A 25,724-nucleotide genomic window follows, 5' to 3' on the forward strand; every position below is an offset into this window, starting at 1 on the left:
GCCTGACAGGCCCCAAAACCGACTGTGGCATCCTTGCACCAATCTGATCCCAATGAACCGCCCCCTTTTATGCCAAGCTTGCGCAATGGGGGCAAAAAGAGCGAAACGGTGTCCGTGCTGAGACATATGCCTTGGTATGTGTCGAGTAGATAAAACTTTTGAAACCGAGGGAAACAAGATGAAAAAAGTTCTCTTCGCAACGACGGCGCTGATCGCGACCGCAGGCGTTGCAGCAGCTGAAGTGAAATTCAGCGGTTATGGCCGTTTCGGTCTGGGCTATCTGGAAGATCGCACAGGCACCGTGGACACCGCTGCCGTTCTTACCGGCACTGGCACTGGCAATGTGGAAGGTGTTGACACTGACGAAACCATCCTGGTCTCGCGTTTCCGTCTGAACATCGACGGCATCGTTGAAACCGACGGTGGCGTACGCTTTGAAGGTCGTGTTCGTCTGCAAGCTGACGAAGACGCAGGCAATGGCGAAGCAAACGCGGCCAGCCTGAACGGCGCGCGTTTCTCGGTCATCTTCGGCGGTCTGCGTGTTGACGCGGGCAACGTTGCTGGCTCGTTCGACAACCTGGCAAACTACTACGGTAACGAGCCTGGTCTGGAAAACTTCATCGGCCAGTACTCGGGCGTTGACTACAGCTTCCTGGGTTACGACTCGACCGGTGATGGTTCGAACGCTGTGTTCTTCCAGTATGCAGTTGGCGATTTCGCGTTTGGCGCATCATATGACCAGCGCACCTTTGGTAACGTAGCTGGCGATCCGACTGCGGGCACCACCGACGCCGACCGTTGGGACATCAGCGCGACCTACACGTTCAACAACATCACTGCCGCTGTGGCCTATGGTCAGACCAGCGACATTGGTGCGCTTGACAAGCAGAGCCTGACCGTTCTGACCCTGGGTGCAGAATTCGGTGACTTCTCGGGTACTCTGTTCGTCGCGGACGATGACGTTGCAAACGATGACCGCAACGGTACCGCATACGGTCTGTCGGCTGCTTACAACGTGAACGCAGCAACCACCCTGACCTTCGCCTACGGTGACGGTTCGGCTGACGACGACCTGCAGCAGTACGGCATTGGTGCCATCTACGACCTGGGTGGCGGTGCATCGCTGCGCGGTGGTATCGGCAACCAGAAGCGTGGCGACGGCGACAGCCAGCTGCGTGCTGACTTCGGTGCACAGTTCAACTTCTAAGTTGCTCTGAACCGAACGGTTCTTGGGGCGGGTCTATGGACCCGCCCTTTTCTTTTGCCCGCACATGGTGTTCTGTCGCGCCAAAGACAGATTTGAGGAACGCCATGTCCCTGCAAGACATCACCGCCCGCATCACAACGGCCGAATCCAAAGCAGGCCGGGACCCCGGGTCGGTCAAACTGATCGCCGTATCGAAGGTTCAGCCGAATGAACGTGTTCGGGCCGTATTGGAACAGGGCCACCGCTGTTTCGGTGAGAACCGGGTGCAAGAGGCGGCGGGCAAGTGGCCCGCGTTCAAAGAGCAGTTCGACGGGATTGACCTGCACCTGATCGGACCGTTGCAAACCAACAAGGCACGACAAGCGATGGAGTTGTGCGACGCGATCCATTCCGTCGACCGTCCGAAACTTGCCAAAACCCTGGCGCGGCTGGCGCAGGAGATCGGGTTCTGCCCAGACCTGTTCGTTCAGGTGAATACAGGGGAAGAGGAACAAAAGGCCGGGATTCTCCCGACCGACGCGGATGGGTTTATTGCGGAATGCAAGGCTCTGGACCTGCCGGTTCGGGGGCTGATGTGCATCCCCCCGGTTGAGGAAGAGCCCGCGCTGCATTTTGCTCTGCTGGCCAAAATTGCTGAACGCAACGGGTTGAACGGCCTGTCCATGGGCATGAGCGGTGATTTCGAACAAGCCATCGTCCTTGGCGCGACCCATGTGCGGGTCGGCTCGGCCATTTTCGGCGAGCGGGTCAGGCCTGAGGAATAATCAGCCGCGTGCCCGGTGCGATCCGCCGGGCGATCCAGTGCAGATGATCGCGACGGAAGGCCACGCAGCCTTCTGTCGGATAGCCGGGCCTGCGCCATTGGTGAACAAAGATGGCCGACCCCGCCCCCGGCACCGCATTTGGCCAGTTCCAGTCGGTTATCAGAACCAGATCATATAACGGATCCGCCCGGCGCAGCTTTTCATGGCTGAAGGCGTAAGGCGTTGAAACCAAACTGTTATACCGGCTGTCGGACATGTCGTCGGACCACAAATCCGTCGGGCCGATGGGCCGCGCCCAGGAACAGGGTGCAGCCATCCGATCCGGGCGATACAGCATCCCGACAATGCGGTGCGTTCCGGTTGGGGTGGCCCCGTCACCTTCGCGTTTCGCGGCGCTCAGACCCCCTTTCCCAATCGAACAGGGAAAGACGCGGCCCAGAAACCGGACGCCGCGTGGGGTCCAGACCAGATCGCCCGGTGTCACAGTAAATGCCCGGATTTCGCAGCCTTGGTGGCCAAGTAGCCGCGGTTATGCGCTGTCTCGCCCACTTTCAACGGCACGCGCTCGGTCACTGCGATGCCGGTTTTCTCCATCATCGAAATCTTGGCCGGGTTGTTGGTCAACAGACGCACCGAGCTAAAGCCCAGCGATTTCAGAATGTCAGAGCCCAGCCGGAAATCACGCTCATCGTCTTCAAAACCTAGCCGATGATTGGCCTCGACAGTGTCAAACCCCTGATCCTGAAGGAAATATGCGCGCATTTTATTGGCCAGGCCAATCCCGCGCCCCTCTTGATTCAGGTACAGCAAAACGCCTGCGCCCTCAGCCCCCATTTGCGCCAGCGCGCCCCGCAACTGCGGGCCGCAATCGCATTTCAGACTGCCCATCAGGTCGCCGGTAAAACAGGCCGAGTGCAGGCGCGTCAAAACCGGTTTGTCGCGATCCGGACGGCCGATTTCTACGGCGTAATGCTCCTCGCCACCGTCTTCGGGGCGGAACACATGCAGGCGACCGGCCTCGGACACCTCCATCGGCAGACGCGCGGCAACAACCGGATGCAGGGCGCTGCGATCCGCCAGATGAGGGGCCGCACGCGTGTGATCGATGCAGGTGAGGCCGTGCTGTGCCGCAAAGGCCAGGCCGTCCTCAACCGGCATCACAACAACTGCGGGCAGCAGGCGTGCCGACTTGGTCAGCGCGATGGCAATGCGATGCAGGTTTGCGTTCCCCTGCCGCTCGGTCATCAGGGGGCCCTTCATTGGCGCGTTCAGATCGTCCGAGGGATCGGCAACCGCCTGCACCCAGTCAATCTCAACATCTGCCGGGATCACAACCCGCGCCAGATCCCCGTCATAGGCGCGCGCTTTCAGCGTCTCGGCCCGCCGTCCGGTGATCGCGACCACAGGTGTCCCGCCAAGCCTGCGTAAATCCGCCAGACGTTGGGGGCTGAGCGTCTCGGCCGCAAGCGCCAACACACTGACGCCGCTGTCGTCGGTCAGGGCCACAGGCACGCCCATGCGCAGGTCAGCCCGGGCGCGGGCCAGCAGCTCGGTGATGTCGGGGTTCAGACTCATTGATAATGCCCAATCGCGTTCGGCGGACTTGTAACGGTTTCCAAAAGAAATGTGAAACATTTCCGCCGCGTCTGACACGATGGCGTGAGACGGGTGCAGCAAAGCTTGTCGATTGCATCTTCTACGCGCAAGTGATGGAAAAGGCTTAGGAGGACCGCGAAATGGCTCAGCTCAAGAAAATCCTGCTGGTGGATGACGACGAAGACCTGCGCGAAGCGCTTAGCGAGCAACTGGTGATGACCGAGGATTTTGACGTGTTCGAAGCCTCTGATGGTTCGTCAGCGATGGAGCGGGCCCGCGAGGCGATCTACGATCTGGTCATTCTGGATGTGGGCCTGCCCGATACCGACGGGCGAGAGCTGTGCCGCCTGATGCGCAAACAGGGCGTCAAAAGCCCGATCCTGATGCTGACGGGCCATGACAGCGACGCCGACACGATCCTGGGCCTGGATGCCGGTGCCAATGATTATGTGTCTAAGCCCTTCAAATTCCCGGTTCTTCTGGCCCGCATCCGTGCGCAACTGCGCCAGCATGAACAATCCGAGGACGCCGTATTCGTTCTTGGCCCGTACACCTTCAAGCCGGCCATGAAGATGCTAATAACCGAGGAAGACCGGAAAATCCGTCTGACCGAGAAAGAGACCAATATCCTCAAATTCCTGTACCGCTCGACCGATGGCGTCGTGGCACGCGATGTGCTTCTGCACGAGGTCTGGGGTTACAACGCCGGTGTCACCACCCACACGCTGGAAACGCACATCTACCGTCTACGTCAGAAGATCGAGCCTGATCCATCGAATGCACGCCTTTTGGTCACAGAATCGGGTGGATATCGCCTTGTATCGTGATCCGAGGTGGATTGATTTGGATCAAAGTGATACTCTGGCCTCATAATTAGGTTACTCCCAACCCGCGCATGTCCGGGTTATGACATGCACCTCCCTGTTGGACTGCCGGGCCTGATGGCCCGGCTTTTTTTGTGGGGAGTTGATTTATAAATGTCCGCTTTGAGCCCAAACTGTACCTTGCCCTTTCGAGCTGCGAGCGCCCGCAGCGCGGTAAATTTCGCATCTACTCAGTTCTTCACCCCGCGAGGCAGTGCAGATAGTGCCCTGTCATCAGCGCTGCTTCGGTTTTCCGCAGAGAGTGGTGTACGCGTAGTACTCAGTTGCTGAGCCTTACTTTTTTCACACTCATCCCGCGAGAAAACAGCACGTAGTCAAAGGTTTTTGGTGAGTACGCTCCGTGCTTAAAATAGAACTTGGTTGATCTGAAAGCGTTAGCTTGAAGGGGCTGGTCATATCGGCCCTTCATTTCGACCCGTCCATCCAACCAAACGGTAACATCGAAACCGCCGTTACCATCGAAGTTTATGAGGACTTTCAGTTCTTGTTCTGTCCCATCAAACCTAAGCCTGCCCGCAGATGGTTGCCGAGTCAGCTTTCCATATATGCAACCGCCGTTCGTGAACTCAGTGTCGCTCCAAAGCTCCATTCTGCCATTCGATAGAACCGTTACCTTGAGTGGCGGAGCGCACGAACGCCGCCCATCGTGCAGTTGGAAGATATCGAAGCGCTTTGGGCGGCTGCTTGTCATCGATACCCTTGAAGTAAACAGATAAGCCCCTTTCACATTTGGTTTCACATGTTTTGTAGAGATTTCAGCACGTTGCTGCCAAGATCCTCCTCGGCACCTGTTTGAACTGGTGGTAAAGCGCCAGTCCTTACCTTTCTTAGTGATCGCTCCTTGGTCGACTCCGCAAGAAATCGACCAGTTGTTAAGCTGGTTCGCTTGCGCGGGGGAAGCAACAAAGAGCACAGACGCTAGGGCCGGGAATGTTACGACCAACAACAGTCTTTGCAACCACATTGCGCTGGCACCTATCAGATCTTAACTCTGCTAGTCAGATATTTGCTGTCTTTCAAGAAATTCTCAATACCAAAGCGGTCATACTTGCCAAAACTTCAAACCTATGAGCAACACCTTCCTTGCCCACACTGCCGACCTAGTTATCCGCGCCTGTTGTGTAGTGAATTATAGGCTGAGATAACGTTGACGCTGAGAAACGACCGTTTTTGACAAAGGCGAAACCTGTAAAGCGGGCCTTGGCGCAGTCGCAGCGAAATGGTGCTTTGTCCGCTTAACTGCGATTCAGGTAACGAAGTTGTTCCGCGGCCTTTTCTCATGGCACCTGGTTCTATGTCGCGCTAACCTCCGCCCAATCGCGACAGAGGAATCCCGACCCATGCCCTTCACCCTTGCCACCTGGAACATCAACTCGGTCCGCCTGCGCGAGCCTATCGTGCTGAAATTGTTGCAGGAAGAGGCTCCGGATGTGCTGTGTTTGCAGGAATGCAAGTCTCCGGTCGAAAAGATCCCGACCGAAGGGTTTGCGGAACTGGGGTATACTCACATGGTTGCGCGCGGGCAGAAGGGCTATAACGGCGTTGCCATCCTGTCGCGTCTGCCGATGGAGGAGGTCGGAGACAAGGATTTCGCAGGTCTCGGCCATGCCCGTCACATTGCGGGACGGTTGGAAAACGGCGTGACGATCCACAATTTCTATGTGCCGGCGGGTGGGGATGTGCCGGATCGTGAGGTGAATGAGAAGTTCGGGCAGAAGCTGGATTACCTCACCGACATGCGCGACTGGTTCCATGCGGAAAAGCCCGAGAAATCCATTCTGGTCGGCGATCTGAACATCGCCCCGCGCGAAGATGATGTCTGGTCGCATAAACAGCTGCTCAAGGTCGTTTCACACACGCCGATTGAGGTTGAGCAACTGGCCGAGACGCAGGATGCGGGCGGTTGGGTCGATATCACCCGGCAGGACATTCCCAAAGGGCAGCTCTATAGCTGGTGGTCCTATCGCGCCCGCGACTGGGATGCGGCGGACAAGGGGCGGCGGCTGGATCACGTCTGGGCGACGCCGGATATCTCGAACGCGGGCCATTCCAGCCGTATCCTGCGCGAGGCGCGCGGATGGGAAAAGCCCAGCGATCACGCGCCCGTCTTTGCAAGTTTCGATCTGTAACCGGGAAACTCAGCCCTTGGTTTCTGCGCCAAGCGGTTGCATATAGGGCGCAAGTTCGAACGAAAGAGTATTTGCCATGGACCTTCTGAACCCGTCAGACAGCACCCCCGCCACCGATCTGATCAAGGACGGCTCTGAGGCCACGTTCATGGCCGATGTGGTCGAGGCGTCGCAGGACATCCCGGTGATCGTGGATTTCTGGGCACCGTGGTGCGGCCCGTGCAAAACGTTGGGGCCATTGCTGGAAGAGGCCGTAACCGCCGCCAAGGGTGCGGTGAAGATGGTCAAGATCAACGTGGACGAGGCGCAGATGATTGCGTCTCAGTTGCGGATCCAGTCGATCCCGACCGTTTACGCCTTCTTCAAGGGACAGCCGGTTGACGGGTTTCAGGGCGCTTTGCCAGGGTCCGAGATCAAGGCCTTTGTGGACCGCGTGATCGAAGCGGCGGGCGGCGAAAGCCCGGGTGGTCAGTTGGAGGATGCGGTTCAGGCCGCCGAAGAAATGCTGGCCGAAGGGGCCGCTGTAGATGCGGCGCAGACCTTTGCCGCCATTCTGGGTGAAGACCCCAACCATGCAGCGGCCTACGGCGGGCTGGTGCGCGCGCATATCGCATCGGACGATTTGGACCAGGCCGAGGCGATCCTGAACGGTGCCCCGGCCGAGATTTCCAACGCGCCCGAACTGGAAGCGGCGCATGCGCAATTGGAATTGGCGAAACAGGCGGCAGATGCAGGCCCGGTGGCTGAACTGACCGCTGCGGTCGAGGCCGAGCCCGACAACCATCAGGCCCGTTTCGATCTGGCGCAGGCGCTGCACGCCAATGGCGATGTGGAAGACGCCGTGGCGCAATTGCTGGAATTGTTCCGCCGGGATCGCGAGTGGAATGACGGTGCGGCCAAGGCTCAGCTGTTCACGATCTTCGACGCGCTCAAGCCCAATGATCCGATTGTTCTGAACGGGCGGCGCAAGCTCAGCTCGATGATATTTGCCTAATTCCTGATCAGAGCTACACTCGGGTACATGATGCATCCCGCCGACCTGCCGGAAACGGTATCCGTTTTCCCATTGCCCGGGGCGCTGCTGCTGCCCCGTTCGCCCCTGCCGCTGCATATTTTCGAGCCGCGCTATCTGCAAATGGTGGATGACGCGCTGAAGACCAAGGAACGGCTGATTGCGATGGTCCAGCCGAACCCCTCGGTCAACGATGACACCAAGTTGCACCGCATCGGATGCGCCGGGCGCATCACCCAGTTTTCCGAAACGGAAGATGGCCGGTACCTGATCACACTGACTGGCATTTCCCGGTTCCGCATCAAATCCGAACTGGACGCCTTCACCCCGTATCGCCGGTGCGAGGTGTCGTGGGACGGGTTTGATCGCGATCTGGGAAAATCCGAGAACGATGATGGGTTCAATCGGACACGGTTCCTGACCCTGTTGGAACGATTCTTCGTATCCCGCCAATTGTCCACCGACTGGGGTTCGCTGAAGGATGCCGATGATGAGCTTTTGGTGAATTCCCTGTCGATGCTGATGGATTTCGACCCGGAAGACAAACAGGCCCTGCTCGAGGCCCCATGCCTGCGCACGCGGCGCGAGACCCTTGTGACACTGATCGAATTCGCCCTGCGCGGCGGATCAAATGAGGAAACATTGCAATGAGTGATCCAGCTAACGCGTTTGACCGCCATATGCTTGAGGCGCTGATTTGCCCGCAGACGCATACAACACTGCACTATGACGCGGAAAAGCAGGAACTTGTGTCCAAAGCCGCAGGTCTGGCCTTTCCGATCCGCAACGGGATTCCGGTGATGCTGGTGGATGAGGCGCGTCCGCTGGACTAAATCGGGCGGCCTTGCAGCAGTTTCGGCAGATCGCCAGTCAGACCTGCCGCTTCACGCACGAATCCGCGCCGCAATCCGGGCAAGGATCCGACGATCCCCATGCCGATATCGCGACCGATCCGCAGCAGCGGATTGTCGTTTGAAAACAGCTTGTTGAACACATCCGTCGCCATCGCAAGCGAGGCTGTGTCAAAGCGCCGCCACTCCTGATACCGCTGCAATACAAGGGTCGAGCCGATCTCTTCACCCCGCCGTCCGGCCAGTGTCAGCACTTCGGCCAGCGCGCCCACGTCGCGCAGACCGGCGTTGAGGCCTTGCCCGGCAATCGGGTGCATCCCATGCGCCGCATCCCCAACCAAGGCCAAGTGATCCGAGATAAAGGAATTGGCGATGGTCAGGTTCAGCGGATAGGTGAAGCGGTCGCCTTGCAGGCGGATGTCACCCAGAAAATCTCCGAATCTGGGCCGCAGAACCTGTAGGTACTCGGCCTCGGGCAGCGCGTTGATGCGATAGGCGGTGTCGGTGCGTTCGCTCCAGACGATGGAACTGCGATTGCCGGTCAGTGGCAGAATCGCCAGTGGCCCGGGGGGCATGAAGAACTGATGCGCGACGCCGTTATGGGGCAGGTCGTGCTCGATGGCGCAGACAAGGGCGGTTTGACCATAATCCCACCCGCTGCGCTTGATGCCCGCCCGCGCCGCCGTACCGCTGCGCCGACCGTCGCACCCGACGACCAGTTGCCCTGCAACCGTGCTGCCGTCATCCAATGTCAGGGTGACGCCGGATGTACCCGTTTCCTGCGCCACAACGGTCTTGCCGCTGATCTGGGTGATGCGCTTTTCCTCTGCCATCGCCTCAAGAAAGGCGCGGCGCAGGTGGCGATCCTCGACCATATAGCCCATCGGGCCTTCTTCGATCTCGGCATGGTCGAAATGCATGAAAAAGGGCGACGGGCCGGAACCGGCATGGCCGTCGGTCACCTTGATTTCGAGCATCGGCTGGGCGTGGTCGGCGACCCGCTCCCACACACCAATCGCGTCCAGCAACCGTTTCGAAGCCAGCGCCAGCGCATAAGATCGCCCGTCAAAGTCTGCGTCTGTGCGGACCGTCTCGGCCAGAGAATCAATCACGCTGACCGTGTGACCGGTTTGCGCCAAGGCCAGTGCCAGAGCGGGGCCGTTCAGGCCGCCGCCAACGATCAGGATATCCGATGCCCGTGTCATGCCCTGCAATATGCGCGCCCTTTCGGGATTGTCCATGTGCGGTCCTGTCGCTACCGTCCGGTTCAGGCGGAAAAGAAGGAGGGGTGAGATGCAGGAATGGCTAACCATGACGGCCTGTGATCTGGGTCGGGGCATCGGCATGGGGCAGATCGACCCGGTAGACCTGACCGAAACCTATCTGACCGCCATTGACGCCCACCCCCATCGCGACCGCATCTATGCCCGTGTCACCCATGACCGCGCGCGGGCCGAGGCGAAGGCCGCAAAAGACCGCGCCGCCTTGGGCTTGCGCCGGTCCCTGCTGGATGGCGTTCCGATCAGCTGGAAGGATCTGTTCGATACGGCTGGTATTGGCACCGAGGCTGGATCGGCCCTGTTGAAAGGCCGTGTTCCGGATGCGGACGCCGTGGTCGTGCGCAATGCCACATCCATGGGCGCGGTCTGTCTGGGCAAAACCCATATGAGCGAACTGGCCTTCTCCGGTCTTGGCCTGAACCCGATCACCGGTACCCCACCTTGTATCGATGATGAAGATGCTGTGCCGGGCGGCTCATCCTCGGGCGCCGGGGCCAGTGTTGCCTGGGGTTTGGCCGCCTGTGGGATTGGGTCGGATACCGGCGGGTCGGTGCGTATCCCGTCGGCGTGGAACAATCTGGTGGGTCTGAAAACCACCGCGGGCCGGGTCAGCCTTGAAGGCACTGTTCCGCTATGTCTGCGGTTCGATACGGTCGGCCCCTTGGCCCGGTCGGTCGAGGATGCGGCGCATGTTCTGGCCTTGCTGGAAGGCGGTACCCCCGCCGATCTGCGCGGCGCGTCTTTGGCGGGTCGTCGCTTTGCGGATCTGCAGAATGTCGCGAAGGACGATCTGCGCGACGCCCCGCGCGCGGCCTATGAGGATGCGCTGGCCCGTCTGGCCGATGCAGGGGCCGAGATCGTCCCGCTGGACGTGCCCGAGCTGAATGACGCGATGGGCCTGACCGGAGTGCTTTATACAACCGAGGCTTATGGCTTGTGGAAGGACGTTATCGAGGCCAACCCCGAGGCAATGTACCCCGAGATTTTGGAACGGTTCCGCATGGGTCAGGCTTTTTCAGGCCCCGACTATGTTACGGCCTGGTCCAGGCTCAAAGCCTGCCGTGCCGCATGGGACGCAGCTACTGCCGGATTTGATGCCGTTCTGGCCCCGACCGCACCGATCCTGCCGCCCAATCTGGACCGGTTGTTGAGCGATCACGACTATTACGTGACCGAGAATCTGCTGGCCCTGCGCAACACCCGCATTGGCAATCTGATGGGGCTGGCGGCTTTGACTTTACCGACCCAGACACCCGGTTGCGGGCTGATGATGTTGGGCTATCCGGGGTCCGAAGAGGCCCTGTTGCGGCTGGGCTCAGCGGCGGAAACCGCATTGGCGTGAATGCCACAATCCCCTGATTCGGCACCTCTTTGTCTGGACGGGGCGGGGTCTGATCTGTAATCTGCCAAAAAAGACGGGGCGAAATGACCCCGATATTGAGGCAGTAGTTATGATTTTCCCCGAGCGGTTTTCGAACCTACCGGAATATGCATTCCCGCGTCTGCGCACCCTGTTGGACCATCACCAGCCGGGGGGTGACGTGATTCACATGACCATCGGCGCGCCGATGCATGACTTTCCCGCATGGGTGACGGATGTGATCACCGAAAATGCGGCGGGGTTTCAGGGATACCCACCGAATGAAGGCTCGCCCGAGTTACGTGGGGCAATCACCGACTGGATCAAGCGCCGTTATGGCGTGAGCATGGACCCTGACACCAACGTCATGGCGCTGAACGGCACCCGAGAGGGGCTGTACAATGCCGCAATGGCCCTGTGCCCGGAACAGAAGAACGGCCAAAAGCCGGTCGTTCTGTGCCCGAACCCGTTTTATCAGGTCTATATGGTCGCCTCGATCTCGGTCGCAGCCGAGCCTGTTTTTGTCCCTGCCACAGCGGCCACCGGACATTTGCCCGACTATGCGGGCCTGCCCCAAGACGTGCTGAACCGCACCGCCATTGCCTATATCTGCTCGCCCGCCAACCCGCAGGGGGCCGTGGCATCGCGCGATTATTGGGCCGAACAGATCGCCCTGGCAGAGAAATACGATTTCCGCATCTTCGCCGATGAATGCTATTCCGAGATTTACCGGGATGAAGCCCCCACGGGCGTGCTGACCGTCGCGCAAGAGATGGGGGCCGATCCTGAACGGATCACCCTGTTCAACTCACTGTCGAAGCGGTCCAATCTGGCTGGTCTGCGGTCCGGTCTGATCGCGGGCGGGCCCGAAACGATCAAACGTGTCAAACAGTTGCGCAACTATGCCGGTGCGCCTTTGCCGCTGCCGCTGCAGGCTGCAGCCGCCAAGGTTTGGGCTGATGAGGCGCATGTGGTCGAAAACCGCGCGCTCTATCAGGAAAAATACGCCATTGCGGATGAGGTCTTTGCCGGTGTGCAGGGTTATATGCCGCCCGAGGCTGGGTTTTTCCTGTGGCTGCCCGTTGAAAACGGCGAGGAGACCGCATTGAAGCTGTGGCTGGAGACCGGAGTGCGGGTCCTGCCGGGCGCATATCTTTCTCAAGGCGATCCGGGGCAAAACCCGGGCGAGCACTTTATCCGGGCCGCTATGGTGGCCCCAAAAACAGAGTTGCAGCGCGGGCTGATCACGCTCCGCGACTGCATCTATTCGTGAGGTACGAGGGCAAAATGGCATCATTGAACGCGCGCAACCGCGATCCGCTACTGGACAGCACGACTCAGGCCGCGATCGAGCGGCGCAGCAAGGAATTGATCGGGATCGCCCTGATCCTGCTGGGCTTTGCCGCCGCGGCGATGATCTGGTCCTACACGCCGGACGATCCGAACTGGATGGTCTCGACCGATGCGCCGGTGCAGAACTGGATGGGGCGGATTGGTGCCTCGATTGCCGCGCCGTTGTTCATGATCGTTGGCTGGGGTAGTTGGGGTATTGCGCTGGTGCTGATCGGTTGGGGTGTGCGATTTGCCGGCCATTTCGGCGAAGATCGTGCCGTTGCCCGTTTGATCTTTGCCCCGATCTGGATCGCAATTGTCTCGGTCTACGCCGCGACTCTGGTGCCCGGTGCCGAATGGCGCGCGACCCACAGCTATGGGCTGGGCGGGCTGTTTGGCGACACCGTAATTGGGGCGTTGCTGACCCTTTTGCCGATTTCCTCGCATTTCCTGGTCAAGCTGATGTCGCTGGCCATGGCCGTCGGGATGATCGCGCTGGGTGTCTTTGTGCTGGGCTTCACCAAGGTTGACGTGCGCCGCGGAACGCGTGCTTTCCTGCTGGGTCTGGTGATGGCCTACGATCTGTTGATGAACCTGCTGGGCCGTGGGGCCTCGGCCACTGCGCAGGCCGCGCGGGATCGCCGGGCGCAGTGGAAAGAACACCGCGCCGCGCGGGTTGAGCCGGTTTTGAATGATGAGATTGCCTTTGGGGATCCCGTCTTTGAAGACCTGGAAGAGGAAGCGCCGGAACCTGCCCCAAAAACCGGCCTGCTGGCCCGTATGCCCGCCCTGATCCGCCGCCCTGATCCGATGCCCGAACCCGAACTGGTTGAGCCCATGCCGGTCGAAGGCTTCGATGAAATGCCGGGTGAGGATCGCATCCGCTCGAAAATCTCGGCCGCTGTGCGCAACCGCAAGGTGGCAACCGGTGAGGTGACGCCCGAGCCCGATCCGAACCTGCCGCTGACCAAAGGCCGTGGTCGCGGGCCGGACCCGTTGATCCTGAACGCAGGGCCAACAGGTGGCCTGCCGCCTGAACCGCCTATGACCGCGCCCGAGTGGCAGGAGCCTCTGCATCAGGACTTCGCGCCCGAGCCGGATTTTGACGATGACGCCGTGTTCGAGGACTCCCCCGAACCCGCGCCGCAATCGCGCCCGGCGATGAAAATCCCGGTGGCCGAGCCGCGCAAGCCGGTGGTCGCACAGCCGGTGCGCCGCGCGCCGCAACCATCCCGCCGCGCGCAGGCCGAGGCGCAACCGGCCCTGTCTTTCGAAGAACGGCATTCCGATTTCGAACTGCCGCCGCTGGGCCTGTTGTCGAACCCGGCCAGCATTCAGCGCCATCACCTGAGCGATGAGGCGCTGGAGGAAAACGCGCGGATGCTTGAAAACGTGCTGGATGACTATGGCGTCAAGGGTGAGATCGTCAGCGTCCGCCCCGGCCCGGTTGTCACCATGTATGAACTGGAACCGGCCCCGGGCTTGAAAGCCAGCCGGGTGATCGGTTTGGCCGACGATATCGCACGCTCGATGTCGGCGCTGTCGGCGCGGGTTTCGACCCTGCCGGGCCGTTCGGTGATCGGGATCGAACTGCCCAATGAAAACCGCGAGATGGTGGTGCTGCGCGAAATCCTCGCCAGCCGTGATTTCGGCGATGGCAACCACGCGCTGCCGCTGGCATTGGGCAAGGATATCGGCGGTGAGTCCGTCGTGGCGAACCTTGCGAAGATGCCTCACCTTCTGATCGCGGGGACCACGGGTTCGGGTAAGTCGGTGGCGATCAACACGATGATCCTGTCGCTGCTCTATAAGCTGACGCCGGATGAATGCCGCCTGATTATGATCGATCCCAAGATGCTGGAACTGTCGGTCTATGACGGCATCCCGCACCTGCTGTCGCCCGTTGTGACCGACCCGAAAAAGGCGGTTGTCGCCCTGAAATGGGTCGTGGGTGAGATGGAGGATCGCTATCGCAAGATGTCCAAGATGGGCGTGCGTAATATCGCCGGTTACAATGGCCGTGTGAAGGACGCTCTGGTCAAGGGCGAGATGTTCAGCCGCACGGTGCAGACCGGGTTCGACGACGAAACCGGCGAGCCGATGTTCGAGACCGAAGAATTCGCCCCCGAAGCGATGCCCTATATCGTCGTCATCGTCGACGAGATGGCCGACCTGATGATGGTTGCGGGTAAAGAGATCGAAGCCTGCATTCAGCGTCTGGCGCAGATGGCGCGTGCCTCGGGCATTCACCTGATCATGGCCACACAGCGCCCGTCGGTTGATGTGATTACCGGCACGATTAAGGCGAACTTCCCCACCCGGATTTCGTTCCAGGTGACCTCGAAAGTCGACAGCCGCACAATTTTGGGCGAGATGGGTGCTGAGCAACTGCTGGGGCAGGGCGACATGCTGTATATGGCGGGCGGTGCCAAGATCACCCGTTGCCATGGCCCCTTTGTCTCGGATGAAGAGGTCGAGGAAATCGTTAACCACCTGAAACAATTCGGCCCGCCGGATTACATGAGCGGCGTGGTCGATGGCCCGGCCGAAGAAAAGGCCGACAATATCGACGCCGTTCTTGGGCTGAACACCGGTGGCAACACCAATGGCGAAGACGCTCTGTACGATCAAGCGGTGGCGATTGTGATCAAGGATCGCAAATGCTCGACCTCGTATATCCAGCGGAAACTTGCCATCGGCTACAACAAAGCCGCACGGCTGGTTGAGCAGATGGAGGACGAAGGCGTTGTTTCGGCGGCAAATCACGTCGGCAAACGCGAAATCCTCGTCCCCGAGCAATAGGATATTTAATAACAAGGGCAGAGCGCATATCTGTGAAGCATGAAACAGATTGCTTTTGCCCTTGCTTTGACACTGGCCGCACCTGCGGCCTGGGCGGCGGATAAGCTGCCGCTGTCGGAAATCTCAAATTACCTGAACCAGCTGAAAACGGTTCAGACCAGTTTTACTCAGGTCAACGATGATGGCTCGCTGAGCACCGGTAAGCTGTGGATGCAGCGACCCGGTAAAATGCGGTTCGAATATGATCCGCCGGACAGTGCGGTGGTGCTGGCACGTTCCGGCAGTGTCATGATCTTCGATCCCAAATCGAACCAACCGCCCGAACAATACCCGCTAAAGCGGACACCGTTGTCTCTGGTTCTGGCGCGGAATGTGAACCTTGGTCAGGCCAATATGGTGGTAGGGCACGAGTTCGACGGCACGGCGACCGTGGTAACGGCGCAAGACCCCAAGAACCCGGACTCGGGCCGGATTGAGCTGATGTTCACCGACAACCCGGTCGAGCTGCGGAAATGGGTGATCCACGACAACGCAGGCACCCAGACCACGGTGCTGCTGGGCCCGTTGACCGAGGGTGGCAGGCTGAATCAGGATCTGTTCTCGAACAGCAAAAGAAGTGGGTCAGCTGATCGCTGACCCCTTCACCTCAGTACCGGCAATTTGCCAGTTGCGACTGATACAGGTTCGCGCGCGCGTCCACATCGCTGGCCACGTTCAGCAGCCATGATTTCTTGTTGTGGCTGCCGCGGGCAAAGCCCGTATGACCTTCGTGATAGGCCAGATACTGATTGCGCGTGTCGGCGGGGTGGATGCCGTTCCGCTCGTAGCTTTTGTTCATGTACCAGCCAATGAAATCCGACGCGTCGCGAATGCGATCCCGCTTGGCGCGGCGTTTGCCGGTTTCGCGCTGGTACTGCTCCCACGTGCCGTCCAGCGCCTGACCGTAGCCATATGCACTGCTTTGACGGCCCATCGGGATCACGCCCAGAACATAGCGATGCGGCGTGCGCGCATCGTGGCGATAGCGGCTTTCCTGATAGATCGTGGCCATCTGAACGTGAACGGGAACGCCCCATTTACGCTCGGTGCTTTTGAAAGCCCGGATATAGTCGGGCTTTTCGCGCGCAATGCTGCACGCGTCGTTCAATCTGCTGGGCGGCTGTTTCGAGCCGCCCCCACAGGATGCCAAAAGCAGCACCCCTAGGAGTACGAAAAGAATTCTGCTCATGTGCCTCGTGCCTTTTTTCAGGCATTCTAGCGCAGATTGAGCGCTGAGGAAATCACAATCGCTACAGAATCAGCGCCAGAACAAGGGGTAACGCTGCGACTGACAGCAGGGTCGAGACCATGACCATCCCCGCAACGGCATCTGCGTCGGCCTGAAACCGCTCTGCCAGCAGGTAGGACGTGACCGCGACGGGGGTGCACATCTGCAATACCAGCACGCCAAAGGCGATGGCTTCCAGGTCAAAAGCGGACGCTATGGCCCAACCGAGGGCAAAGCACACCACCACTTTCAGGATCGACAGCCAGATGGCTTGCCCCAGACTGCGGGTGGTCAGGCGCGCGATGGCAACGCCCAAAGTGACCAGCATCATCGGAACCGCCATTTGCCCTAGCAAATCCAATGTGTTGGTCAGAAACAGCGGGGTTTCCCAATCCTGCCACAGGAACAATGCCCCAAGCAGCGTTGCCCAAACCATCGGTTGCCTGATGACCTGCCCAAACGCCCCTTTGCCTGCGACAAGATAAATGCCGTAGGTAAAGGAAAACAGCGCCGTCACCGACAAGAAAATTACGGCATATCCCAGCCCCGCCTGTCCAAAGGCAAAGATGCATAACGGCAGGCCCAGATTGCCGGTATTGCCAAAGATCAAAGGCGACAGGTAAGTGCGCTGTTCCAGCCTCAGAACCCGAACGATCCCCCAGAACACGACCGCCAGACCAAGGTTGGCGACGATGGTGGCCACGGTGAATCGCGACAGGTCGCCACCCGGTATTTCGGTCTGCATCAGCGCCACGAAGATCAGGCTGGGCACCGCCAGCATCATGGCGAAACGGGTGACGAATTGCAGGCGGTATTCAAACCCCAGCTTGACCCAGGCAAATCCAATGCCCGCCAGAATAAACACCGGCGCGACAATTTCGAACACTGTCAGTAGAAGGTTCACAGACTGTTTCCCTGAATTTCAGATCAATGATTGGATTTTCCGCCCGGAAAGAGGTAGTAACTGCTTTGGGGGCTGAAACAATGCTAAAGACACATGCCAAGTACGGCTTGGGACAAGTAGTGCGACATAAAAAACATCCCTTCCGAGGGGTGATTTTTGACGTGGACGCGGAATTTTCCAACACCGAGGAATGGTACGAAGCCATCCCTGAAGACAGTCGGCCGATCAAGGATCAGCCGTTCTATCATCTGCTGGCCGAGAATGATCAGTCCTTCTATGTGGCTTATGTTTCAGAACAAAATCTGATCGCCGATCAATCGGGCGAGCCGGTAGAGCATCCCGATATTCCCAATATGTTCGGGCCGTTCGAGGACGGGTCCTACCCGCTGCACTTCCATCTGAACTGATCCACCGGGCCAACCCGGCCCGGACGCTGATGTCCCTAATATCCCAACGCACACCCGTCTTTGCGCGGATCGCTTGCGCCCTCTAACACGCCGTCGTTTCGGATTCGGATTGCCTGCGCGCCGCCAAGTGGGGTTTCTGAAATCTCAACAGTGTGCCCAAGTTGCGACAATTGTTGCGCCACCTGTTCTGAGAACCCGCGTTCCAGTTTCAACACACCCCCGTCGGCAAAGGCGCGGGGGGCATCGATGCTGTCCTGTAGGCCCATGTCGAAATCCGTGAGGTTTGACAGGAAGCGGGCATGACCGGTCGGCTGATACGCGCCGCCCATGACCCCAAAGGGCATCATCACGCGGCCGTTTTCTTGCAGCATTCCGGGGATGATCGTGTGCATTGGGCGTTTGCCACCACCCAATTCATTTGGATGGCCGGTGTCCAGAGTGAAACCGGCCCCGCGGTTCTGCAGCAGAATGCCGTATTTCTGGGATGCGATGCCCGATCCGAAACTGTGGAAGATCGAATAGATCAGCGAAACTGCCATCCGGTCGCGATCGACCACCGTGAAATAAACGGTGTCCTTGTGAACGGCTTCGGTTAGCGGCGCTGCTGCTTGCATCGCGCGTTTGGGGTCGATCATGGCGGCCAGCGATGCGGCGATTTCGGGATCAAGGAACCGTTCCGCGCGGGCCATATGATCCGGGTCCGCGATAAAGCGGTTGCGGGCGTCATAGGCCAGTTTGGTGGCTTCGGCCTCGATATGAACACGCTCAGCCCCGAATGGGTCCATGCTGGCCAGATCAAAATGCTTCAGGATGTTCAGCAGCAGGATGGCCGTCGCCCCCTGACCGTTGGGCGGATGTTCGACCAGATCGATGCCCTGATAGGTGCCGCTCATCGGGTCGGTCACGGTGCATTTCGTGTTCGCGAAATCATCCGCGCCATGAACACCGCCTAGTTGGGTCAGCGCCGAAAGCATATCCTCGGCAATTTCACCGGTGTAGAAGGCGTCGCGCCCGTGCTTGGCAATCTGGCGCAGAACCTCGGCCTGACCCGGAGACCGGAAGACCTGACCGATCTCTGGGACGCCGCCGTTGATCAGATAGTGCTGCCTGGCGGCCCCGTGCAGAGTGCGCGCGCCGCGTTGCCAGTCAAAAGCGACCCGGGGCGCAACCGGTACGCCGAGTTCGGCATAATGAATCGCCGGTTGCAGAATGGCGTCCAGTCCCAGACGACCTTCGTTTTCCGAAAGATGACAGAACGCATCCACCGCGCCGGGAATGGTGACGGCGTCAGGGCTGGTCAGAGGTACCGCAGCCAGCCCCTTGGCGCGCAAAGTCTCGGCATCCGCCAGTTCCGGGGCACGCCCGGAACCATTCAAAGCGCGGATCCTGTCTTCACCTGCCCGGTTGAACAGCACAAAGCAATCGCCGCCCAAACCCGTCATCTGCGGTTCGCAAATGCCCAACAGGATGGCCCCGGCAATTGCGGCATCCATCGCATTGCCGCCCTGACCCAGAATATCCAGCGCCGCCTTTGCGGCCAGAGGATGCGACGTTGCACATATCCCTTCGGTTGCCAGAACTTCAGACCGGCCCGGCAGATGCAGATCCCGCATGGTATTCCTCCTCCCCATCGACGGGTCGAACCTAAGACGAGGCCTGTGTTTGTCCAGTAATATTAGGGAGAGAAGTTCCTCGGCGCCGTTCACTGGGTGGGGGCTGTGACACTTGGCGCCGAGGGAAGCTATCTGAGCTACAAGTCACTGTATGACGGGGGTTTGCGGCGCGACAATGGTTCGAAAAAGGCCTTATTATGGCTATTGCTTGCCGGTCAGTCTTGCGGATCGAAGTCGAACCGCAGCGACAGGCGGTTACATCCGTCCCGCCTTTCATACCAGATATCGCTGGTTAGCTGGTGGATCAGAAACCAACCAAATCCGCCTTCGGGCAGGTCCTGAACGCCTGTCTCGACCGAAGCAGGAACCCCGTCGGGCAGTTTGTAGCCGGGCAGGGGATTGCCGGTATCGGAAATCAGGATGTCCAGCCGGTTGTGGTCCAGCCTGCAGGTCACCTGCACTTTGGCCGGGGCGATGCCCGCATAGGCATGTTCGACCACGTTGTTGATCGCCTCAGCCAGCGCGATCTTCACATCATCCGCCATATGCGTCGGCAGCCCCTGCCGTGACAGGCCGGTGCTGAGTTGCGAAATTCCCGCGCTCGCTTCGGCCTCAGTGGCTGGGAAGGTCAGTTCAAGGCAGGTTTTGGTCCCTATCGGCTTCACGCAGTCCACTCCGCCCAGATCAGTCGATGGAACCGGCCAGGGCGTCATCCAGGGTGGCAAACAGATTGAACACCGTGTCCATGCGGGTCAGGCGAAACACCTTTTCGACCACCGGTTGCAGCCCGGCCAGATCCAGCCTGCGCCCGGCCCCAAGCTGCTTCATCGAGGCGACAATTGCGCCCAGCCCGCTGGAATCGATAAATTCGACCCCGCCAAGATCCAGCACCACCCGGTTGCATCCCGTTTCGGTTGCGCGCCGCATGTCTTCCTTGAACTGAATGGCGATGGCGGCGTCGATCCGGTCGGTCTGGACCGTGATGATCTGAGTCTCACCGGATGTTGTAGTGGTCAGGCCCATGTTTGACCGCCCTCTTTCCTGGAATTGCTTCGTAGAAATACGCTAGACGGCAAATCTTACCATTCGGTATGCAGAAGCCGGAAAATGAACAAAGGAAGACCGTGATGAATGAGGTTGTGATCGCGGGGGCCGCCCGCACGCCGATGGGTGGATTTCAGGGCATGTTCGACGGGGTCGCAGCCGCGGATCTGGGCGGGGCCGCAATTCGCGCCGCATTGGTACAGGCAGGCACCGAAACCGTGGACGAGGTGCTGATGGGCTGCGTTCTTCCCGCAGGACAAGGGCAGGCCCCGGCACGTCAGGCCGGTTTCGCCGCCGGTCTGGGCCAAGAGGTGCCGGCCACGACGCTGAACAAGATGTGCGGATCGGGCATGAAGGCGGCCATGATGGCCTTTGACCAGATCGCACTGGGACATGCCGATCTGATGGTTGCGGGCGGAATGGAAAGCATGACGAACGCCCCCTACCTGCTGCCGAAAATGCGCGGCGGCGCGCGTATCGGGCACGGTCAGGTCGTCGATCACATGTTCCTCGACGGGCTTGAAGATGCGTATGACAAAGGCCGCCTGATGGGCACCTTCGCCGAAGACTGTGCCGAATCCTTCCAATTCACCCGCGAGGCGCAGGACGAATACGCGCTGCAATCCCTGTCCAATGCTCTGGCGGCGCAGGACAGCGGCGCGTTCGACGGCGAGATCGCCCCGGTCTCGGTACGCACCCGGAAAGGAGAGGTGATTCAATCGGCGGATGAGCAGCCAAAATCAGCCCGGCCCGAAAAGATCCCAACCCTGAAGCCGGCTTTCCGCAAGGATGGCACGGTGACCGCTGCCAATGCCTCATCGATCTCGGATGGCGCGGCGGCGCTGGTTCTAGCGTCTGCCTCGGCTGCTGAGGCACAGAATCTGTCCGTTCGTGCGCGTATCCTTGGCCATGCCAGCCACGCGCAGGCCCCGGGCCTGTTCACCACAGCCCCGGTTCCGGCCGCGCAGAAACTTCTGGCCCGCATCGGCTGGAGCACTGAAGATGTTGACCTTTGGGAGGTGAACGAAGCCTTCGCCGTTGTCCCGATGGCCTTCATGCATGAAATGGGCTTGCCCCGGGACAAGATGAACGTGAACGGCGGGGCCTGCGCGCTGGGCCACCCCATCGGCGCGTCTGGCGCTCGGATCATGGTCACACTGCTGAACGCCCTGGAGAAACGGGGCCTCAAACGCGGCGTCGCAGCGATCTGCATCGGCGGCGGCGAAGGAACGGCCATCGCCATAGAACGCAATTGACCCTTCTTCTTGTTTCAAATACGGCGGGGGTGAATTGAGCCAAAGGCTCAAGAGGGGGCAGCGCCCCCGCCCCCAAGAGACAAAAGCGCAACCATGACCGCCGATTACGACACGCTTGCCAAAACCATCGCCGCGCTGACAGAAGGCGAGACCGATCAGGTTGCCTTGATGGCGACCATCGCCTGCGAAGTGCATCACGCCGATGATCGGTTTGACTGGACGGGCTTTTACCGTGTGACTGAACCCGGGTTGCTGAAGATCGGCCCGTATCAGGGCGGACATGGCTGCCTGACCATCCCGTTCGATCGCGGTGTCTGCGGTGCTGCGGCGCGTACGGGTGAGGTACAACTGGTTCCCGACGTAGATGCGTTTCCCGGCCATATCGCCTGTGCCTCCTCCACCCGGTCCGAGCTGGTCTTGCCCGTGCGGGACGCCTCGGGCGAGGTGATTGCGGTGTTCGATATCGACAGTGATCAGCCTGATGCGTTCAACGATGCGGACGCGGATGCGCTGGGCACAATTCTGGCGCGGGTCTTTGGCTGATCGCCACATCCGGTTCCGCCTGCCCCGACCCGTCTGACGCCTCTTCACCTCAGGTTCTTTAAACCTGAGCTTGTGCTGCCAAGTACCGGAAAGGTCTGAAAGACCCTTTCTCGTCGGCGGATTCGCGCGCCGTCAAATTGAGAATCTTCCCTGTTTCTGCTATGAATCGACCTGTCGGATTTCTATTTTCACCGGCATTTTTTATTTGTTTCAGGAGTATTTTGTTATGGCAGGTATGCATCACGGCCTTACGCGCATTGATCAACTCACCAAGGTTTGTCTCAGCGGCGCGGGCCCCTCCAGACCTTTTGTGCAGACACTTGGGCGTCTCAAGCCACCAAACCCGGTTCATATCGTCAAAATCACCCATGCGGATGTGATCCATGCGCTGGACGACTTGTCCCAGTCCATGCGAGCCAAGGAAAACCATGATGGCCCGGCGGATGCGGGCATGACCTTTCTGGGTCAGTTCGTTGACCACGACATCACACTGGATGCGACATCGGCCCTGGGCACCCGGATCGATCCGGCCACCATCCCGAATGTCAGAACGCCCAGCCTGGACCTCGACTGCGTCTATGGTGCCGGGCCCGAGGCGTCACCGCATCTCTATGGAGCCGGGGATCAGGACCATATGCTGATGTTCGGGCGCAAGGAAAACCATCTGGATCTGGCACGCACCTGCGCGGGCAAGGCCCTGATCGGTGATCCGCGCAACGACGAGAACATCATCGTCGCACAGGTGCAGGGCATCTTTATCGAGTTGCACAACATCCTGATGAGCAAGCTGATCGAGGGCGGGTCCGAGGCCAAGGATATTCACGCCTGCGCCCATGAAGGGATCAGTGCCAAAATCTGGAAGGATCACGTATCCCCCGGATTAAGCAACTTTCAGGAAGTGCGGCGGTTCATTCGTCTGCACTACCAGTGGATCGTCTGGAACGAGTTGCTGCATGCCTTCGTCGAAGACAGCTGCCTGACAGCAGCGATGAAACGTCCGATCTTTGGCTGGGATGCGCCGGTCATGCCGGTTGAATTCACCGGTGCTTGTTATCGTTTCGGCCATGCAACGACGCAATTCGAATACAAGCTGAACGCGTCCGGCAGCCCCGTCAGCCTGTTTGCAACGCAAGGCTTCGGCCCAAGGGACAAGGCAGCCAATATCGATATGGACTTGTATTTCTCGATGAACGGCAAGACCGCGTCGCAAAAGGCCCGACCGGTTGGTCCCAAAATGGGCGCACCGCTGCTGGAGCTGCCCTTTGTCACCGGCCAGATCGCGTTGGAGGATATCGGCGAGACGCTGACCGAGGCGCAATCCAAGAACCTGGCGCTGCGCAACATGATCCGCGACCGTTACACCTATCAACTTGCCAGTGGTCAGCACTTTGCCGCGCATCTGGGAACCGCCCCCGTTGCCGTACCGCCAGAGCTTGCCGCCAAAGGGTTTCAGAAAACGCCCTTGTGGTTCTATGCCCTGCAAGAGGCTGAGCAGCATGGGCACGGCAAACTCACCGGTGTTGGCGGTCTGATCGTCGCCTCGGTCTTTGCCAATCTGCTGCAACGGGATCCGACGACCTTTGTGCATATTCCCCACTTCACGCCCTGGCCGGGATTTGGTGGCCAGCCGTCCTGTATGGCCGGCATTATTGCTTATGTCGAAGCCAACCGGGGGCATATCCGCGATCCGCACAGTCTGATGTGTGGCTGAAGAGGTGTGAAAACCTGTCGGGCATCCGGTGCCCGACAGGTCCAACGATACTGTTACCGGCTCGATGAAATTGCGTGAAAAAATGCTTTGAAATTTCACGAACCTCTGGCATCGTGAAAAACAGGGAGAAATTTTCACGAGATTCGGAGCGGCCAGTGAACAGCCAAGCCCCCCAAAGTGCCACATTGGGTGCCGATATTCGCGCGCTGCGAAAGGCGCGTGGGTTGACGCTGACCGAGATCGCGGCACGTTTGGATCGCTCTGTCGGGTGGCTCAGCCAGGTTGAACGCGACAAATCCGACCCGTCGATTTCCGACCTGCGCCAGATTGCGGAATCGCTGGGCGTGCCAATGTCGATGCTGTTTGCGCATTCTGCTGTTCCCAGCGACGAACAGGGCTATGTGGTGCGGGCCGGAACCCGCAGACCCATGGGATCGGATGAAGAGGGCCTGATCGAAGAACTGCTCTCGCCCGATCTGACCGACGATTTCGAAATGGTGCATTCCACCTTCGAGCCTCGGTCGCAAATGCAAACCCCGGCCAACCGACCGACGCAGGAGGTCGGGTATATGGTATCCGGCCATCTGGACCTGACCATCGGCAGCCGCCAGTTCACGGTGGGACCGGGCGATAGTTTCCGCATCAAGCATGAACCCTATCAATGGGCGAACCCCTATGATGAGCCCGCCGTGGCGATCTGGGTCATCGCCCCGCCGGTGTATTGATGAGAGCGTATTGATGAGCTTTGAGGCCTGGACCATATTCGCGCTGTTCTGGGTGGTGTTCGTCACTACGCCCGGACCAAATGCGGTCAATTGCATCTCGAACGGTATGAGCCTGCCGTTTCCCAAGGCGATGCTGGGGGTGTTGGCGATCCTGACGCAGGCCAGCGCGTTTTTGGTCCTGTCGGCGCTCGGCATCACCGCGCTGATCACGGCGTCTCCGACCGGATTCTTCATCGCCAAACTGGTGGGGGCTGGGTTCCTGATCTGGGTCGGTATCCGTGGCTGGATGAACGCCACCAAGCCCGCGCCTGCATCTGAACGGCCCGCTCGGCATGTCTATCTGCACGCGCTGGCGGTGGCGACGATCAATCCCAAAAGTGTGGCCGGATATCTCGCCGCCTTTTCGCAATTCGTGCAGCCGGACGTGCCGATCTGGCAGCAAATGGGGGTCATCATGCCCACCGCGCTGGTCATCACCACGCTCAGCTATACCGGCTTCACACTGCTAGGCGCGCTGATGGGCAAGGCGGCGCTGGGGGCGGTGTTCAACATATGGGTGCGCCGGATCATGGCCGCCTGTTTCATCATCTACGGCGTGTTGCTGGGCACCAGCTCCACACCCGTTGCAAGGGGGTAATCACATGCACAAGGGTTCCTGCCTGTGCGGCGCGGTCGCCTTTACCATCGATGGGGATCTGTCGCCACCCTCTGCCTGTCATTGCGGCCAGTGCCGTAAGCAATCGGGCCATCACTGGTCCTCGACCTCGACCCATCAGGACAACCTGAGTTTCACCGCCAGCGACACGCTGCGCTGGTTCCGTGCCTCGGACATTGCCCGGCGCGGGTTCTGTGCCCAATGCGGCTCGTTCCTGTTCTGGAAGCACAATGATGAGGACACGATTTCGATTTCCATGGGGGCGTTTGATGCGCCCACCGGATTGATGCTCTCGCAGCATATCTTTGTCGCCGACAAGGGCGATTACTACGACATCACGGACGATTTGCCCCAACGGGCACAGTAACAGGGATCAAGACGA

27 protein-coding genes are annotated in these 25,724 nt (G+C 59.6%); 18 read left to right on the plus strand and 9 right to left on the minus strand.

What is annotated here, in order from left to right:
• The first annotated feature begins 178 nt into the window (after nt 1-178).
• Both ACR0E6_RS19300 and ACR0E6_RS19305 read left to right on the plus strand, forming a co-directional pair.
• Nucleotides 179-1,207, plus strand: coding sequence for a porin (locus ACR0E6_RS19300; RefSeq protein WP_480586290.1), 1,029 nt, complete (start codon nt 179-181; stop codon nt 1,205-1,207).
• A 104-nt stretch (nt 1,208-1,311) separates the two neighbouring features.
• Entirely contained in the window at nt 1,312-1,971 is a 660-nt protein-coding gene (locus tag ACR0E6_RS19305; protein ID WP_480586293.1) for a YggS family pyridoxal phosphate-dependent enzyme, read from the plus strand.
• On the opposite strand, the gene ACR0E6_RS19310 is transcribed toward ACR0E6_RS19305, so the two are convergent.
• Together ACR0E6_RS19310 and ribA are read right to left on the minus strand one after the other, a co-directional pair.
• Complete coding sequence (locus ACR0E6_RS19310; RefSeq protein WP_480586296.1) at nt 1,955-2,455, minus strand: L,D-transpeptidase family protein; 501 nt, start codon at nt 2,453-2,455, stop codon at nt 1,955-1,957. The genes ACR0E6_RS19305 and ACR0E6_RS19310 overlap by 17 nt on opposite strands.
• Entirely contained in the window at nt 2,452-3,546 is a 1,095-nt protein-coding gene (ribA, locus tag ACR0E6_RS19315; protein WP_480586299.1) for a GTP cyclohydrolase II, read from the minus strand. The genes ACR0E6_RS19310 and ribA overlap by 4 nt, the downstream gene beginning before the upstream one ends.
• 161 nt (nt 3,547-3,707) lie before the next feature.
• Between ribA and ACR0E6_RS19320 the strand changes: the two genes are divergently transcribed.
• Nucleotides 3,708-4,394, plus strand: coding sequence for a response regulator transcription factor (locus ACR0E6_RS19320; RefSeq protein WP_050605036.1), 687 nt, complete (start codon nt 3,708-3,710; stop codon nt 4,392-4,394).
• A gap of 316 nt (nt 4,395-4,710) precedes the next feature.
• Here ACR0E6_RS19320 and ACR0E6_RS19325 read toward each other — a convergent pair whose 3' ends face one another.
• A complete protein-coding gene (locus ACR0E6_RS19325) occupies nt 4,711-5,415 on the minus strand; it encodes a hypothetical protein (protein WP_480586302.1) in 705 nt (234 codons plus the stop codon).
• 376 nt (nt 5,416-5,791) lie between these two features.
• On the opposite strand from ACR0E6_RS19325, the gene ACR0E6_RS19330 reads away from it, so the two are divergent.
• From ACR0E6_RS19330 to ACR0E6_RS19345, 4 genes are all read left to right on the plus strand, one after another.
• Nucleotides 5,792-6,580 (plus strand): exodeoxyribonuclease III, encoded by a 789-nt coding sequence (locus ACR0E6_RS19330; RefSeq protein ID WP_480586305.1) that lies wholly within the window; start codon nt 5,792-5,794, stop codon nt 6,578-6,580.
• 76 nt (nt 6,581-6,656) lie between these two features.
• Nucleotides 6,657-7,574: a thioredoxin gene (gene trxA / locus ACR0E6_RS19335; RefSeq protein ID WP_480586308.1), complete on the plus strand. Its 918-nt coding sequence runs from the start codon at nt 6,657-6,659 to the stop codon at nt 7,572-7,574.
• Nucleotides 7,575-7,601: 27 nt separating this feature from the next.
• Nucleotides 7,602-8,243, plus strand: a complete 642-nt coding sequence (locus tag ACR0E6_RS19340; protein WP_170523867.1) for an LON peptidase substrate-binding domain-containing protein — start codon at nt 7,602-7,604, stop codon at nt 8,241-8,243.
• Nucleotides 8,240-8,425: a Trm112 family protein gene (locus ACR0E6_RS19345; RefSeq protein WP_170523870.1), complete on the plus strand. Its 186-nt coding sequence runs from the start codon at nt 8,240-8,242 to the stop codon at nt 8,423-8,425. The genes ACR0E6_RS19340 and ACR0E6_RS19345 overlap by 4 nt, the downstream gene beginning before the upstream one ends.
• On the opposite strand, the gene ACR0E6_RS19350 is transcribed toward ACR0E6_RS19345, so the two are convergent.
• A complete protein-coding gene (locus ACR0E6_RS19350) occupies nt 8,422-9,684 on the minus strand; it encodes an FAD-dependent monooxygenase (RefSeq protein ID WP_480586311.1) in 1,263 nt (420 codons plus the stop codon). The genes ACR0E6_RS19345 and ACR0E6_RS19350 overlap by 4 nt on opposite strands.
• 52 nt (nt 9,685-9,736) lie before the next feature.
• Between ACR0E6_RS19350 and ACR0E6_RS19355 the strand changes: the two genes are divergently transcribed.
• The 4 genes from ACR0E6_RS19355 (at nt 9,737) to ACR0E6_RS19370 (ending at nt 15,853) form a co-directional block, all read left to right on the plus strand.
• Nucleotides 9,737-11,065 (plus strand): amidase, encoded by a 1,329-nt coding sequence (locus ACR0E6_RS19355; protein WP_480586313.1) that lies wholly within the window; start codon nt 9,737-9,739, stop codon nt 11,063-11,065.
• A 109-nt stretch (nt 11,066-11,174) separates the two neighbouring features.
• Complete coding sequence (locus ACR0E6_RS19360) at nt 11,175-12,356, plus strand: aminotransferase class I/II-fold pyridoxal phosphate-dependent enzyme (protein ID WP_480586316.1); 1,182 nt, start codon at nt 11,175-11,177, stop codon at nt 12,354-12,356.
• Nucleotides 12,357-12,370: 14 nt separating this feature from the next.
• Nucleotides 12,371-15,217: a DNA translocase FtsK gene (locus ACR0E6_RS19365; protein ID WP_480586318.1), complete on the plus strand. Its 2,847-nt coding sequence runs from the start codon at nt 12,371-12,373 to the stop codon at nt 15,215-15,217.
• Nucleotides 15,218-15,256: 39 nt separating this feature from the next.
• Nucleotides 15,257-15,853: an outer membrane lipoprotein carrier protein LolA gene (locus tag ACR0E6_RS19370; RefSeq protein WP_170455204.1), complete on the plus strand. Its 597-nt coding sequence runs from the start codon at nt 15,257-15,259 to the stop codon at nt 15,851-15,853.
• A 10-nt stretch (nt 15,854-15,863) separates the two neighbouring features.
• On the opposite strand, the gene ACR0E6_RS19375 is transcribed toward ACR0E6_RS19370, so the two are convergent.
• Together ACR0E6_RS19375 and ACR0E6_RS19380 are read right to left on the minus strand one after the other, a co-directional pair.
• A complete protein-coding gene (locus ACR0E6_RS19375; RefSeq protein ID WP_170455203.1) occupies nt 15,864-16,445 on the minus strand; it encodes a transglycosylase SLT domain-containing protein in 582 nt (193 codons plus the stop codon).
• Between the two features lie 61 nt (nt 16,446-16,506).
• Complete coding sequence (locus tag ACR0E6_RS19380) at nt 16,507-17,388, minus strand: AEC family transporter (RefSeq protein ID WP_480586321.1); 882 nt, start codon at nt 17,386-17,388, stop codon at nt 16,507-16,509.
• Between the two features lie 80 nt (nt 17,389-17,468).
• Between ACR0E6_RS19380 and hspQ the strand changes: the two genes are divergently transcribed.
• On the plus strand, nt 17,469-17,795 hold the full coding sequence (gene hspQ / locus ACR0E6_RS19385) for a heat shock protein HspQ (protein WP_170455199.1): 327 nt from the start codon (nt 17,469-17,471) through the stop codon (nt 17,793-17,795).
• A gap of 35 nt (nt 17,796-17,830) precedes the next feature.
• Here hspQ and ACR0E6_RS19390 read toward each other — a convergent pair whose 3' ends face one another.
• The 3 genes from ACR0E6_RS19390 to ACR0E6_RS19400 form a co-directional block, all read right to left on the minus strand.
• A complete protein-coding gene (locus ACR0E6_RS19390) occupies nt 17,831-19,408 on the minus strand; it encodes a gamma-glutamyltransferase family protein (protein ID WP_480586324.1) in 1,578 nt (525 codons plus the stop codon).
• Between the two features lie 215 nt (nt 19,409-19,623).
• Entirely contained in the window at nt 19,624-20,073 is a 450-nt protein-coding gene (locus ACR0E6_RS19395) for an ATP-binding protein (RefSeq protein ID WP_480586327.1), read from the minus strand.
• Between the two features lie 19 nt (nt 20,074-20,092).
• Nucleotides 20,093-20,431, minus strand: coding sequence for an STAS domain-containing protein (locus ACR0E6_RS19400; protein WP_480586329.1), 339 nt, complete (start codon nt 20,429-20,431; stop codon nt 20,093-20,095).
• Nucleotides 20,432-20,535: 104 nt separating this feature from the next.
• Between ACR0E6_RS19400 and ACR0E6_RS19405 the strand changes: the two genes are divergently transcribed.
• The 6 genes from ACR0E6_RS19405 to ACR0E6_RS19430 all read left to right on the plus strand — a co-directional run bounded on the left by ACR0E6_RS19405 (nt 20,536) and on the right by ACR0E6_RS19430 (nt 25,709).
• Nucleotides 20,536-21,708: an acetyl-CoA C-acyltransferase gene (locus ACR0E6_RS19405; RefSeq protein WP_480586332.1), complete on the plus strand. Its 1,173-nt coding sequence runs from the start codon at nt 20,536-20,538 to the stop codon at nt 21,706-21,708.
• 93 nt (nt 21,709-21,801) lie between these two features.
• Nucleotides 21,802-22,251 carry a GAF domain-containing protein gene (locus tag ACR0E6_RS19410; RefSeq protein WP_170455191.1) on the plus strand — a complete coding sequence of 150 codons (450 nt, stop codon included), beginning with the start codon at nt 21,802-21,804 and terminating at the stop codon, nt 22,249-22,251.
• Between the two features lie 226 nt (nt 22,252-22,477).
• Nucleotides 22,478-23,962 (plus strand): peroxidase family protein, encoded by a 1,485-nt coding sequence (locus tag ACR0E6_RS19415; RefSeq protein ID WP_480586335.1) that lies wholly within the window; start codon nt 22,478-22,480, stop codon nt 23,960-23,962.
• Nucleotides 23,963-24,117: 155 nt separating this feature from the next.
• Complete coding sequence (locus ACR0E6_RS19420) at nt 24,118-24,687, plus strand: XRE family transcriptional regulator (protein WP_170523903.1); 570 nt, start codon at nt 24,118-24,120, stop codon at nt 24,685-24,687.
• Between the two features lie 13 nt (nt 24,688-24,700).
• Nucleotides 24,701-25,324 carry a LysE family translocator gene (locus ACR0E6_RS19425; RefSeq protein WP_480586338.1) on the plus strand — a complete coding sequence of 208 codons (624 nt, stop codon included), beginning with the start codon at nt 24,701-24,703 and terminating at the stop codon, nt 25,322-25,324.
• Between the two features lie 4 nt (nt 25,325-25,328).
• A complete protein-coding gene (locus ACR0E6_RS19430; RefSeq protein ID WP_480586341.1) occupies nt 25,329-25,709 on the plus strand; it encodes a GFA family protein in 381 nt (126 codons plus the stop codon).
• Nucleotides 25,710-25,724: the final 15 nt, after the last annotated feature.

Source organism: Ruegeria sp. AP12, assembly GCF_056540025.1.

What these genes read in the sequence shown, in the direction of transcription:
- ACR0E6_RS19345 (WP_170523870.1), top strand. Translation starts at nt 8,240, where the DNA reads ATGAGTGATCCAGCTAACGCGTTTGACCGCCATATGCTTGAGGCGCTG.
- ACR0E6_RS19330 (WP_480586305.1), top strand. Translation starts at nt 5,792, where the DNA reads ATGCCCTTCACCCTTGCCACCTGGAACATCAACTCGGTCCGCCTGCGC.
- ACR0E6_RS19340 (WP_170523867.1), top strand. Translation starts at nt 7,602, where the DNA reads ATGATGCATCCCGCCGACCTGCCGGAAACGGTATCCGTTTTCCCATTG.
- ACR0E6_RS19405 (WP_480586332.1), top strand. Translation starts at nt 20,536, where the DNA reads ATGAATGAGGTTGTGATCGCGGGGGCCGCCCGCACGCCGATGGGTGGA.
- ACR0E6_RS19350 (WP_480586311.1), bottom strand. Translation starts at nt 9,684, where the DNA reads ATGGACAATCCCGAAAGGGCGCGCATATTGCAGGGCATGACACGGGCA.
- ACR0E6_RS19375 (WP_170455203.1), bottom strand. Translation starts at nt 16,445, where the DNA reads ATGAGCAGAATTCTTTTCGTACTCCTAGGGGTGCTGCTTTTGGCATCC.
- ACR0E6_RS19300 (WP_480586290.1), top strand. Translation starts at nt 179, where the DNA reads ATGAAAAAAGTTCTCTTCGCAACGACGGCGCTGATCGCGACCGCAGGC.
- ACR0E6_RS19355 (WP_480586313.1), top strand. Translation starts at nt 9,737, where the DNA reads ATGCAGGAATGGCTAACCATGACGGCCTGTGATCTGGGTCGGGGCATC.
- ACR0E6_RS19365 (WP_480586318.1), top strand. Translation starts at nt 12,371, where the DNA reads ATGGCATCATTGAACGCGCGCAACCGCGATCCGCTACTGGACAGCACG.
- ACR0E6_RS19400 (WP_480586329.1), bottom strand. Translation starts at nt 20,431, where the DNA reads ATGGGCCTGACCACTACAACATCCGGTGAGACTCAGATCATCACGGTC.
- trxA (WP_480586308.1), top strand. Translation starts at nt 6,657, where the DNA reads ATGGACCTTCTGAACCCGTCAGACAGCACCCCCGCCACCGATCTGATC.
- ACR0E6_RS19305 (WP_480586293.1), top strand. Translation starts at nt 1,312, where the DNA reads ATGTCCCTGCAAGACATCACCGCCCGCATCACAACGGCCGAATCCAAA.
- ACR0E6_RS19430 (WP_480586341.1), top strand. Translation starts at nt 25,329, where the DNA reads ATGCACAAGGGTTCCTGCCTGTGCGGCGCGGTCGCCTTTACCATCGAT.
- ACR0E6_RS19325 (WP_480586302.1), bottom strand. Translation starts at nt 5,415, where the DNA reads ATGTGGTTGCAAAGACTGTTGTTGGTCGTAACATTCCCGGCCCTAGCG.
- ACR0E6_RS19390 (WP_480586324.1), bottom strand. Translation starts at nt 19,408, where the DNA reads ATGCGGGATCTGCATCTGCCGGGCCGGTCTGAAGTTCTGGCAACCGAA.
- ACR0E6_RS19415 (WP_480586335.1), top strand. Translation starts at nt 22,478, where the DNA reads ATGGCAGGTATGCATCACGGCCTTACGCGCATTGATCAACTCACCAAG.
- ACR0E6_RS19360 (WP_480586316.1), top strand. Translation starts at nt 11,175, where the DNA reads ATGATTTTCCCCGAGCGGTTTTCGAACCTACCGGAATATGCATTCCCG.
- ACR0E6_RS19320 (WP_050605036.1), top strand. Translation starts at nt 3,708, where the DNA reads ATGGCTCAGCTCAAGAAAATCCTGCTGGTGGATGACGACGAAGACCTG.
- ACR0E6_RS19370 (WP_170455204.1), top strand. Translation starts at nt 15,257, where the DNA reads ATGAAACAGATTGCTTTTGCCCTTGCTTTGACACTGGCCGCACCTGCG.
- ACR0E6_RS19425 (WP_480586338.1), top strand. Translation starts at nt 24,701, where the DNA reads ATGAGCTTTGAGGCCTGGACCATATTCGCGCTGTTCTGGGTGGTGTTC.
- ribA (WP_480586299.1), bottom strand. Translation starts at nt 3,546, where the DNA reads ATGAGTCTGAACCCCGACATCACCGAGCTGCTGGCCCGCGCCCGGGCT.
- ACR0E6_RS19410 (WP_170455191.1), top strand. Translation starts at nt 21,802, where the DNA reads ATGACCGCCGATTACGACACGCTTGCCAAAACCATCGCCGCGCTGACA.
- hspQ (WP_170455199.1), top strand. Translation starts at nt 17,469, where the DNA reads ATGCTAAAGACACATGCCAAGTACGGCTTGGGACAAGTAGTGCGACAT.